The sequence below is a fragment of the Mesorhizobium shonense genome, assembly GCF_040545255.1.
GTDB lineage: Bacteria > Pseudomonadota > Alphaproteobacteria > Rhizobiales > Rhizobiaceae > Mesorhizobium > Mesorhizobium shonense.
Map to the genome: position 1 here is coordinate 26,407 of NZ_JBEPLM010000004.1, position 11,486 is coordinate 37,892.

An 11,486-nucleotide genomic window follows, 5' to 3' on the forward strand; every position below is an offset into this window, starting at 1 on the left:
GATGTCCGGCCGCCACCAAAACCGCGACAGGCTGATCGACGTCGAGCTCGACGAATCGATCGGACGTTCGACGCCCGATGTCGAGCACGAGCGGGCGGTGGCGATCTTCGACCTCATCGAGGAAAACAGTTTTCGGCCGGTCAACGACGATGGCGCCGGTCCATACAGGCTGAAGCTGTCGCTGGCCGAGCAGCGCCTGGTGTTCGCCGTCAGCCGCGAGGACGGCGGCGACGTGATCACCCACATCCTGTCGCTGACGCCGCTGCGGCGCATCGTCAAGGATTACTACCTGATCTGCGAAAGCTATTACGAGGCCATCCGCTCCTCGACGCCCAGTCACATCGAGGCGATCGACATGGGCCGGCGCGGCCTGCACAATGAAGGCTCGCAGACGCTGATGGATCGGCTCGCCGGTAAGATCGAGATCGACTTCGACACGGCGCGCCGGCTGTTCACGCTGGTCTGCGTGCTGCACTGGCGGGGCTGATCCTGACCGGGTTGCCGCATTCGATCCTGTTTGTGTGCGGCATGAATGTCGTGCGCTCGCCGATGGCGGAACAGCTGGCGCGACGGCTGCTGCCGGCCACCACCTTCGTCGCCTCGGCCGGCGTGCGCAGCGGCGAGCGGGATCCCTTCGTCGACGCCGTGCTTGCCGAGGAGGGTCTGACGCTTGGCGAGCGGCAGCCGAGAACGCTAGACGAGTTGGAAGACGATTATTTCGACCTGATCGTGACGCTGGCGCCGGAAGCGCACCATGCCGCGCTCGAGCTCACCCGCTCGCTCGCCGTCGAGGTGGAGTATTGGCCAATGCCCGATCCGACCGACACCGGCGGCACGCGCGAGCACATCATGGCGGCCTATCGCGATGTGCGCGAGCGGCTGAAAGCGCGCATTGCCAAGCGTTTCGCGCCGCCGGAGTGAAAAAGCGCCACCGATTGGGAACTTTCCGGCCTGGATTGAGCCGTTCTGCGGAAGGTGCCGATTCTATCCAGGCCGGAAAGGTTCTAAGCATGTTCACAAGCGGGCGATTATCATATAGGTTCCGCCGCAAATTCCGGCCGGAGTCGGATGATTTCCGGCCGGTTCGGCCGGAAATCATCCGACTCCAGATCAAAGAAATAGAGCATGATGTCGTCCGAAAACCGCTTGACACTTTTCGGCATCATGCTCTAGGCGCCGGAACCGCCATCCAAGCAAAGGTATCGAATGCCGAAGGAAGAAGTCCTAGAATTTCCGGGCGTGGTCACGGAACTGCTGCCCAATGCGATGTTCCGGGTGAAGCTCGAAAACGAACACGAGATCATCGCCCACACGGCCGGCCGCATGCGCAAGAACCGCATCCGCGTGCTGACCGGCGACAAGGTCCTGGTCGAGATGACGCCTTATGACCTGACCAAGGGCCGCATCACCTACCGCTTCAAGTAACAGTCTGGCGCGAACCGCGATGAGCATCCTGCAGAAGCTCGTGCTTGCCTCGGGTTCGCCGCGCCGGATCGAGCTGTTGCAGCAGGCCGGCATCGAGCCGGACCGCGTGCTGCCCGCCGACGTCGACGAGACGCCGCTGCGCGCCGAACATCCGCGCTCGCTGGCGAAACGCCTCTCCAAGGAAAAGGCCGAGAAGGCGCTGACCTCGCTGAAGAGCGAGGACGACTATGGGCCGGCCTTCGTGCTCGCCGCCGATACGGTGGTGGCGGTCGGGCGGCGCATCCTGCCCAAGGCCGAGACGATCGACGACGCCGTGAACTGCCTCGGCCTGCTTTCCGGCCGCTCGCATCGTGTCTACTCCGGCATCTGCCTGATCACGCCGGGCGGCAAGCTGCGCCAACGGTTGGTGGAAACCAGGGTCCGCTTCAAGCGGCTGCCGCGAGAGGAGATCGACGCTTATGTCGCTTCCGGCGAATGGCGCGGCAAGGCCGGCGGCTATGCCGTACAGGGCCTCGCCGGCTCCTTCGTCGTCAAGCTGGTCGGCTCCTACACCAATGTGGTCGGCCTGCCGCTCTATGAGAGCGTGGCGCTGCTTTCCGGCGAGGGTTTCAAGGCGCATCGGAACTGGCACGTCGCGCGCCCATGAGCCCGGACGACAAGGTTACTCCGCTCCGACCGAAGCGGCCCTGCCCCGAATGCGGCAAGCCTTCCGCGCGCGAACACTATCCATTCTGCTCGGCGCGCTGCAAGGACATCGACCTCAATCGCTGGCTGAAGGGCGCCTACGTCATCCCCCGCCGCGACGATGAGGACGAAGAGGACGATGGCTCGAAGCAAGGCCCCTCGCCCAAGGACGAGCCGTGAACGCGCGCGGCAATTGGCCGTTTCCCGCGATTTTTCTTTATCAACACCTAAGCGCTGGACAGGCCGAATTCCCGTGCTATAACCCACGCGCTTTCAAGGGGCGCCGCCCGGCGCTCTCGCGAAACCCGGCGGGCGATCCCGTTAGCCGGCACAGGCCCAGATAGCTCAGTTGGTAGAGCAGCGGACTGAAAATCCGCGTGTCGGTGGTTCGAATCCGCCTCTGGGCACCAACAACTTTAAGTTGTATTTTTTGGTCTCGCAAGTGCTTTATTTTGCTTCATAATTTTTTCATACAACCATTGCGCTTAGTCAAACGCTTCTATTGGTGTTGGTATTTTTGATGGTATCCAGCCACCTGATGTATTTTGGTAATTTGTTTGGATGAGCACCCAGATTCCTCAGTTATTACCGGTTTGAACCGCGCTTGATGCGCCCAGTTCGAATCCGGCAGCCGGAATCGAACCGCCGCCAGATTTCGTTGACGTTCCCGTTCAGCTCGGGCGTGACGCGCTGGTTGAACGCCGAGAATTTGAGCCTGGCTTCCTGGCCAGGCTTTAACTGGTCGATGTCCTGGGGCGCCACGCGCGCCTCCACGGTCAGTTCATCCGCCACCGGCACGATGAGCATGACGACTTCACCGGGCGTGATGACCCCGCCGACGGTATGGACCGCAAGCTGATGCACCACCCCGTCCTGCGGGCTGCGGATGTCGGAGGGAAGCGAGCAGGTCGCGCAAGCAGAAGCGCACGATCAAGCAGTTGCACGCGGACCTGATGAGCCTTGGCTATGAGGGCTCCTACGGCCGCGTTGCTGCCTTTGCACGTGCCTGGAAAGAGGACCGCCAGCTTTCCCCGTAAATTCGAGAGGCGATCAGTGCTTTGCTAAACTTTGACATCAGCGCTCAATCCGTCGTGCCGTCGAAGGAAACCCTGCAGCGGTGGCCGGCGGGAAGCTTTTGGCCGGCATTGGAAAGCTCCACACGCACACCGAACGTGCTGGAGGCGGCATCGAACACCGAATCGACGACCTTGACGGTGCCCTCATACGTGCCGGCGATCGGTTCGTTAGGCTTGACCATTGCCGGCATGCCCACCTTGATGCTGCCGAACTTGCTCACGGGGAGGAAGGACTCGACAAACAGAGGGTCGAGCTGGGCGATCGTGGCGAGTTGTTTGTCCTGATCGAGATATTCGCCCTTGGAGAGCGACCGTTGGATCACCACACCGGTGATCGGGCTGCGGATGGTCTTCTGTTCGAGCACGGCCTGCGCCCGGTTGAGCTCCAGTTCCGCAGCGCGCTTGCGCATTTCCGCGAGCGCCAACTCCCGTTTCACCACCTCCGCCTCCGCAATCGCGGCATCGAGGTCGCTCTTGGCCGATATGTTGCGCTTTACCAGTTCCTCGACACGCGCCAGCTTGTTTTGTGCAAGGTCCAGGCGCGCCCTTTGCGCCTCGATCTCGCTTGTGCTCCCTGCCTGCACCGTCATCAACGCTACCGTTGCCGACTCTACTTTCGACGAGAGCGTCGCGATCGCCTCACCGGCGGTGACCCTGTCGCCGCGGTTGATAATGACGGAATCGAGCAGGCCCGGAACCTGGCTGCCGACCTTGACCACGATTGCGGGATCAATGACGCAGTCGAACGATTCGGCCGCCGCCGATGCCGCGGTCGAAATCCCGAAGATCAGCCCCGCGGCCAACCGCCATGCCACTGCCCGAGCCAATCGACGGGGTTCCATTCCTTCGCTGTCGGAAGATCGCCGGGGGTGAGGAGCTTTCGCCGCGGTGAGCCTCACTCGTCGAACCGACGACCTTGCTGACATCACTCTTTCCCCCCCGAGAATGCCAGGAGCACACCCAGCCGCCCGTCCTGCGCGAGCAGATTCCTGCGGTCCCGCCTGTGAGCGAGCTCGGCGCGACGCTGAGCCAGATGAAAGAGCACCCGACCGAATTGCGACGATCGTGGCAGGCGCGCTGGCAGAAGTTCGAGCAGCGGGTCCTCCATGGAAAGCACCGTCTCAGTTGTACCCGGCTCGCCGCGCCTTGCGGTTCGCCCTTGCATCTGGCGGTCTATGCGACCCGCATCATGCAATTCACTCAATATGACATGGAGGCCGCCATCGTCGAGAAGATCGGGGTCGACGGCGATATCGACGCCCCGGCCAGCCATGTTGGTGGCCACGGTGATGCGGCCGCGGCGTCCAGCCTCGGCGATGATGCCGGCCTCGCGCGCGACGTTCTCCGCGTTGAGTACTTCGTGCTCGAGCCCTGCCTCCATGAGGGACCGGCTGAGCTGATTGGAGGCGAGCACCGAGCGCGTGCCGATCAGCACCGGCCGGCCGCTGGAGTGCAACGTCCTCACGCGTTCGACGATGCAGCGCCACTTCTCGTCCTGATTGGCGCAGATTATGGCGCCGAGATCTCGACGCTTCGATGGCACGTTCGGCGGAATGCGAACGACGCCGAGCCGATAGACCGACCACAGTTCACTCGTTACTTCACGCGCGGTCCCGGTCATACCGCAAAGCGTAAGATAGCGCCGAAAGAAGCGTTGATAGGTCATGCGAGCCATCGGCAGCTTCCGACTCGTTGTCTCGCATGCCTCCTTGAATTCAATCAGTTGGTGCAGCCCGTCGCTCCAGGACCGGTCGGGCATGATCCTGCCGGTGTATTCATCGACGATCTGCACCTTGCCGTCCTGGACGAGATAGTGTTCGCCTTTCCGGAAGATGTGCGTGGCCGACAGCGCCTGGCGGGCTCCTTCCTCGCGCCGGATGCGATTCAGCCAGATGCCGCCCACGGCCCGACCTTTGTCCTCGAGGCAAGCTCGTCCGGCATCGGTTAGCTCGATCCGCCGCTCCTCGGCCCGCATTCTGTAGTGGAGGCCCGGCTCCAGGTCCTCGATCATCCGGAAGGCCTGTTGCGCCCACTCCCGTTCCTCGCTGGCATCGGTCTCCCTTGAGATGATCAGCGGGGTGCGCGCTTCGTCGACGAGCACGCTGTCGGCCTCGTCGACGATGGCGAAATGCAGCCCGCGCATTGCCACACGCTGGCTGGCATCAGCATCACCAGCGAATTCTCTGAGCCTCGTGCGGAGGAAATTCGGTCGGATACCGAGCGCGATGCGATCGCGCAGATAGTCAAACGCGATGTCCTTGTTGCTGGCGTAGACGATGTCGCGGGCATAAACGGCAACCTTCTCCGCTGGCGACAGCTCGCTGGTGACGACGCCAGTGGAAAGGCCCAGAAAACTGAAGATCGGCGACAACGTCCTATGATCGCGCTCCGCGAGATATTCGTTCACCGTCACAACATGCACAGGCATCCCGGCAAAGGCGGCGGCCGCCGCCGGCAAGGCGACAGTCACCGTTTTGCCTTCGCCCGTGTCCATCTCGACGACGGCCCCCCCGATCATTGAAAGACCCGCGAGAACCTGGACGTCGTGGTGCCGCAGCCCGACGGTTCTGCGGGAAACCTCCCTCACCAGCGCAAAGAGGGCAACGATAAGCTGCTCGTCCAGCCCGTCACGACGCATCGTTGCTCGTATCTCGCGAGCGCGCCCCGCCAGACGAGCGTCCGACGCCAGTTTGAGTTCCGGCTCCAGCGCGGCAACGCCGCCGACCAACCTTCCGATCCGCGATCGCCACAGCCGCCTAAGAAGCGCGCTCGGGGCGGCCGTGGCGGCCGCCTCGATTGGATCCAGCCAGTGCTGTTTCGGGTCAGCCCGTTCCGCGTACCGTTCAAGAGCTGGCAGTGACCACATTTGCGCTTGCTCGCTCACCCGACTTTACTCCGCAAGCTGAGCAACTGCCCCAGGGACCGGTGTCCGCTCCCCCGCTCCCTGGCGATCGGCAATTTCGTATTCGCATGGCAGCAGGCTATGCCGAGGCTTCCTCGACCTTGGCGTTGCGGCCAGCCGTCCTGGACGGATGCCGTGATACCTCCTTGGTTATTTCGATGGGCTCGGCCGAGATTTCGGGCGCCGCACCCCTCGTGGCGATACGCTCGATCATGTCGCCGAAATGGCGAAGCGAGTGGAGATGCAGATACGTGCACTCGAGTTCGTCGTTGCGGAACATGGCGAGCAGATCTGCATCCGGCAACGCCTTCAGCTTTTCCCGGTTAACCGTCATGAAGCCCGAAAGCGACCGTCGCTCGCCGCTGTTGAGGTTGAACTGGGCTTGCATGGGCTGCAGAAGGTCGAGCGCTTTCAACCTGTCGCAATACTCCTTGGTCCGCTGGAAGCGCCCTTGGTAGTCTTGGAGGAAATTCAGAACGCTCTTCAGATATTGCGTCTGCTGGCCGTCATTGTCGAACAGGCGCTCTCCGCGCCCTTCCCGGTTGCAGCCTTCGAAGCTCTCATCGATGTGCAGGATGAACGTCTTGCCTGACTTGTCAGTGGAGAAGACGAAAGGATAGCGGCGGACGAAGGCCGGTATGTATTTACCTTGCCAGCCACCCTCGTCGTTGATGAACAGGTTCTCGGTTTGCTGGGCACCGAGCACGACGACAGGCATGACCGAATCGTCGGCCCCGGCGAAGACAATCGGATACTCAGCCGCTGCCTGGGCAAACTCGACGGCGGTGAGCGGTACGGAATTGACGCTGCTGGCGAAACGATAGCTTACCCCTGCCTTCACGGCGAGGTCCTTGTGACGCTCGGCACTGACCGGCGTTGCGTTTTGATAGAAAAGCAATTGTGTGGTCATGAAACACTCCCTTGTTAATCCAAGGAGAATCCTGACGCCATCTGCAGCCTAAAATGAGATTTACTTATTTCCGCCGCCAGCTTCCCCCTAATGAGCAGAGAACACCGTCATGGCTTTAATGTCCAGTCAGATTTTTGAAAGAATATGATTAATTATCAACACATGGATCGCGCCCATAGGAGAGATGTATCTTGTAGTCGTTGGTCGTAACGCTATCAGACAAAGGTCCTATATACAAAAGGGACCATAGTTCGGATTTCTGATCGTTTCCTGAGTAAATATGTAGCCGGCTATACTGATTATTTACCGCTATGCGCAAAAAGGATTGCTCCGACGAGCCGCATAACCGCATCGCCGTTCGAGAAATACCACAGCACACCGCTTAATAAATCTGAATTATACGACTTTACTAAAATTATATCTGAAAAACACGCAGAAATACCTGCCTGACGCCTCGATAGAGACGTCCTACAAGCGGTTCCGCCCCGTATGAGAAACGCACGTAGACGCGGCTGCCGATGCGCGGAATTGTCCGATCCTCATCCAGGCGCAAGTCGAGATGGAGGAGATTGGCGACCACGCGGCGCTGCTTTGGATCGGTGGGATCAAGCGAGATCGTGCCGCCGCCGACAGTGCTCAAGGCGGCGCTCGGCAGCGTGTCGCTCAGTGCCGGCACTTCCCGGATCATGGTGGCCGGAACGGCCCGCCACATATCGCCGACCAGTCTCACGCTGACATCTCGGGTGTGGCTGCGCACCAGATCCGCCTCGTCCTCCGGCACGACGACCCGGATCAGCGGATGGTCGAACTCGGCGACGTAGCCGACTGTCTCGCCGCGATGCAGGAAGCGTCCGACAAGGTCGGTCGCGCCCGGCAGTATGAAGGTCCCGGAAGCCTGGCTGCGTACAGTAAGCGACTTCTGCCTGTCCGCGGCCAAGGCAAGATCGGCCTCTGCCAGCCGCAGCTCTTCCTTGACGATGAGGGAATTGGCTTCATCGGCTATATCCTGCTTGGCCAGCCTCGCCTTCAGTTCCCGCACGCGGATCGTCAGCAACTCGACCTTGGCTGTAAGCAGCGGATCCTCCAGCCTGACCAGGGGAATGCCCTGCGCCACCTCGCTGTCGGGAGCGGCCAGAATCTCCTTCACGACGCCATCGGCCCCGACATTGACGATGCCGTTGCCGGGCAACCAGACGATTCCCTGCGCGATCGTTGAATGCGGCAACGGCACCAGAAGCAGCGCAACCGCAAGCGCGGCGATCGTGCTTGCAACCACACCGAAGGCGCGGCCGCGATTGTGTCGGAGTGCCGGGTTGACCAACAGAAACCACATCCCCTTCGCGACCGGCACGCCAAGCATCAGTATGACCGCCCACAATGCGATAAGCGTTCCTACTATGAAGAACTGCCGGCTGACGAAGGTGACGATCGCCGCCGTGATGGTCAGCCGGTAAAAAAACGCGGCGAATCCATAGAAGAAGAGCCAGCCCGCCTCCCCCGATGCCGTGACGGGAGAAGTGGCCGAGCGTATCCGGAACGCGTAGCGCTGAACCAGATAGCCGAGATAAGCATTGGCGCGACTGGCGAGGTTGGGAATCTCGATAATGTCGGAGAGCACGTAGTAGCCGTCGAACTTGAGCAGCGGATTGCCATTGAAGACAAGCGTCGACACGCCGCCGATCAGCATTACGTTGAAGGCGAAGGCCCGAACCAGCCCAGGCTCAGCGTTGACCCAGACAATCAGCGCCAGCGCCGCGAGTACGATCTCGACCAGTATTCCCGCACCGCCAACAATGGCCCTGTGCCATTTGTTCTGGAAGGCGAGGCTGTCGGATGCATCGACGTAAGGCACCGGCATGAAGACGAGCAGCATCACACCGATTTCATGGACGGCGCCACCCCACCGCTTTACCGCATAGGCATGGCCCAGCTCATGCACCGCCTTGATCATCGGAAAGGCGATGAGCAACAGGATCAGGTTCTCCGCCGACAGCACGCGATCGGTGACGTCCTTGGTGAGCGCCCTCCAATGCACCCCGGCAAGCACCAATGCATAGCCGAACAGTAGGCAGAAGCCGAGCGCCCCAACCCAGGAGAACAGCGGCCTAATCAGCGGCAAGGTCGCCTGCAGAAACTTGTCGGGGTCGATCAGGCCGAAACGCAAGGCAAGCGGATTGATGAAGCTCATCATGAGCTTGCGGTCACGCTGCTTCTTACCCCGATCGGCGAGTTCTCCGATGTCGGGCGGCACGTCGCCGAACAGCACGTCAGTCGTGTGCAGTTGTCCGAGAAGCTGGATGACCTCGTCTTGAGTCATCACCTTGTCCTCGAGTTGCGCGCAGGCCATGTCCCAGATCTCCTGGATCGTCCGCCTGCCGTCGAGCAGGCTGATGATGAACCAGGTTTCGGGCGTGAACCGGTGGAAGCGGCCGGACGTTCTGTCTTGCAGCACATACCAGAGCTGGCCGCGAAAGATTGCCCTGTGGATGCGGGCGTGACTGCGCAGCCTGAGCTTCAAGCCGGAGACCCGATACCAGGACGAGCTGAGGTAGGACTGTTCCATCGGCTCAACCTAAGGCAGCCAACGCCACAGGACGAGGTAGGCCCAGTCCAGCATCTTGCCGGCATAGCTCGTCACGAGCAGGCGCCGGTCGATCGCTGTCTTTGCGATACCCTCCATGCCTGGCCTGAGCCGCGGGCTCGGGTGATCAAGGGCAGCTTCCACCTGGAAGAAGTTCCGGCCGTCCTTCTGCATGGAAAGCGCGGTGATCCGCTCGATACGGTAGCTCATGGATTCCTGCGGCAGGGAGGCCACGCGCAGCACCCCCGCCTGGTCGAGCGCGATGTCGCCGATGTCGCTCTCGTCGACATCGATAACAACGCGGTACGTGTCGAGGGGCGCGATCCGGAACAATTCCTGCCCCCTTTCGACGGCGGCCCCGATCGACTGGCTCAGGTCGCCCTGGACCACGAAACCATCGAAGGGCGCGACGAGACGGGTGCGCCTCAGTTGCTCGTCGATGAGCTTCAGTTGCGCCTCCGCCTGTTCGATCTGGGTCTTGATGATCGCCGCCTCCGCGCGATCATACTTGGCGAGCGCGCGGTCGTATTCGGTCATCCGCTGCTGGCGCGAAGTGGAGAGCCTCAACCGCTCGAAGGAAAGGTCCTGGTCGTCGAGCTGGGCGAGCGTGTCGCCTTTCTTCACCGTCTCGCCGGCACGTACGTTCTCGCTGGCCACATAGCCGTTGAATGGTGCCACGATCGTTCTTTGGATCGTGCCCCTGACGATAGCTGGCGACGTAACGGCGTGGTCCGTGGTGGCCAGGCTGAGCCAGACCGCGGCAGCGGCAAAACAGAGTGTGGCGAGCTTGCGGCCGAAGTAGCGGGGCCCGAGCAACCGCTCGGCCTGCCTGGCGGACGCTTCCCATATCTTGACGAGGATGTTGCGATCGTTGCGGCGCTTTTCCTCGAGCACCGGCCCCACGACAGCCGCCACCGCATCGCACAGATCGATCTCAGCCTCGTCGAACTCCCGTCCTGCCGGTTTGATGAAGGTGATAGCGCCGATCGATCGGTGGTCGAACTGCAGCGGCACGGTGAGCACGCCACCGGTCTTGTGTTCCCTAGCAAGTTCTTCGTGCTCGCGGCTAACGCGGTATTCCCAGCCTTCCCTCGCAGGATGAAGCACGATGCTGCGCTGGTCGACAGCCTCGTCCATCGCCGCCGCGATATCTTTTATCAGGTTGATCTTTTTCGAGAAATCCGCCGCATGGGAGACAGCCGCGACAGAACAGCGGCGATGCCGGACAAAGCCGACGCTGACCGGGTCGCAATCGAGCCTGAGCGCAAGCTCGGTGACCAGGGCCGTGCTTGCGGCGGTAATGCTATTGTTGTCGAGCACGGTCGCCAGCATGTCGAAGGCGATGCGACTGCGCTCGCGCGCTTCCTGGTCGTCGGCCTGCATCTGGCGCCGCAGCAGGACTTCCATCCAGCCTGCGGCCCATTGCATGCGACGCAGCGTCTCGCCGGCGCCAATCTCATCGCCAACAGAGGAGACCGCGCACACGCCGTAGATCCGCCCGTCGACGATGAGGGGTTGGGCAATCTGCCGAACCGCCTGCGCTCCATCCGAACCGAGGCCGCTGGTGACGGCGCCTTGACGCTGGACGAGCGACTTCTCGGCTATGGCCGAGAGGCTGACGCCGACCACATCCTTGTCGGGCCACCATGCCACCGGAGTGAATGGACCGACATCGGGCTCGCCAAGCACGGCTACACCGGCCACCACACCCGGAACTTGCCGGCAAAGAAGCGCCAGCCACGCTTCCACGAATTCCTCTGGCCCCGCGGCGTTGCGAAACTTCTGCCACAAGGCCTGGTCAAGAACGGCGAAGCTCACCGTTCCTGAAGCTGAACCTGCCTGGCCCGGCGTCGGGCCCTTCAGCATTTCATTCATTCGCCGGGCATACCCTCATTTTTTACTCGCGTC

Annotated in this window: 10 protein-coding genes, 1 tRNA gene and 1 pseudogene; 6 read left to right on the forward strand and 6 right to left on the reverse strand. The window is 61.7% G+C overall.

What is annotated here, in order from left to right:
* Window position 1: 1 nt before the first annotated feature.
* The 6 genes from ABID26_RS12675 (at window position 2) to ABID26_RS12700 (ending at window position 2,519) form a co-directional block, all read left to right on the forward strand.
* Window positions 2-487, forward strand: a complete 486-nt coding sequence (locus ABID26_RS12675; protein ID WP_292372091.1) for a UPF0262 family protein — start codon at window positions 2-4, stop codon at window positions 485-487.
* A gap of 11 nt (window positions 488-498) precedes the next feature.
* Window positions 499-921 carry an arsenate-mycothiol transferase ArsC gene (locus ABID26_RS12680; RefSeq protein ID WP_354415615.1) on the forward strand — a complete coding sequence of 141 codons (423 nt, stop codon included), beginning with the start codon at window positions 499-501 and terminating at the stop codon, window positions 919-921.
* Window positions 922-1,206: 285 nt separating this feature from the next.
* Complete coding sequence (gene infA, locus ABID26_RS12685) at window positions 1,207-1,425, forward strand: translation initiation factor IF-1 (protein WP_006200926.1); 219 nt, start codon at window positions 1,207-1,209, stop codon at window positions 1,423-1,425.
* A gap of 19 nt (window positions 1,426-1,444) precedes the next feature.
* Complete coding sequence (locus ABID26_RS12690; RefSeq protein ID WP_126102026.1) at window positions 1,445-2,071, forward strand: Maf-like protein; 627 nt, start codon at window positions 1,445-1,447, stop codon at window positions 2,069-2,071.
* A complete protein-coding gene (gene yacG, locus ABID26_RS12695; protein ID WP_292372093.1) occupies window positions 2,068-2,289 on the forward strand; it encodes a DNA gyrase inhibitor YacG in 222 nt (73 codons plus the stop codon). Before ABID26_RS12690 ends, yacG begins: the two co-directional genes overlap by 4 nt.
* Before the next feature lie 154 nt (window positions 2,290-2,443).
* A tRNA-Phe gene (locus tag ABID26_RS12700) sits at window positions 2,444-2,519 on the forward strand.
* A gap of 241 nt (window positions 2,520-2,760) precedes the next feature.
* On the opposite strand, the pseudogene ABID26_RS12705 reads toward ABID26_RS12700, so the two are convergent.
* The 6 genes and pseudogenes from ABID26_RS12705 to ABID26_RS12730 form a co-directional block, all read right to left on the reverse strand.
* Window positions 2,761-3,000: pseudogene (locus ABID26_RS12705) on the reverse strand (HlyD family efflux transporter periplasmic adaptor subunit); the annotation flags it as partial.
* A gap of 190 nt (window positions 3,001-3,190) precedes the next feature.
* Entirely contained in the window at window positions 3,191-4,012 is an 822-nt protein-coding gene (locus ABID26_RS12710; protein WP_292372095.1) for an efflux RND transporter periplasmic adaptor subunit, read from the reverse strand.
* A 98-nt stretch (window positions 4,013-4,110) separates the two neighbouring features.
* Window positions 4,111-6,069 carry a preprotein translocase subunit SecA gene (locus ABID26_RS12715; protein WP_354415642.1) on the reverse strand — a complete coding sequence of 653 codons (1,959 nt, stop codon included), beginning with the start codon at window positions 6,067-6,069 and terminating at the stop codon, window positions 4,111-4,113.
* Window positions 6,070-6,166: 97 nt separating this feature from the next.
* Entirely contained in the window at window positions 6,167-6,997 is an 831-nt protein-coding gene (locus ABID26_RS12720) for a SapC family protein (RefSeq protein WP_354415645.1), read from the reverse strand.
* Between the two features lie 415 nt (window positions 6,998-7,412).
* Complete coding sequence (locus ABID26_RS12725; RefSeq protein WP_292372101.1) at window positions 7,413-9,560, reverse strand: zinc metalloprotease; 2,148 nt, start codon at window positions 9,558-9,560, stop codon at window positions 7,413-7,415.
* A gap of 9 nt (window positions 9,561-9,569) precedes the next feature.
* Window positions 9,570-11,453, reverse strand: coding sequence for an efflux RND transporter periplasmic adaptor subunit (locus tag ABID26_RS12730; RefSeq protein WP_292372103.1), 1,884 nt, complete (start codon window positions 11,451-11,453; stop codon window positions 9,570-9,572).
* Between the last annotated feature and the right edge of the window lie 33 nt (window positions 11,454-11,486).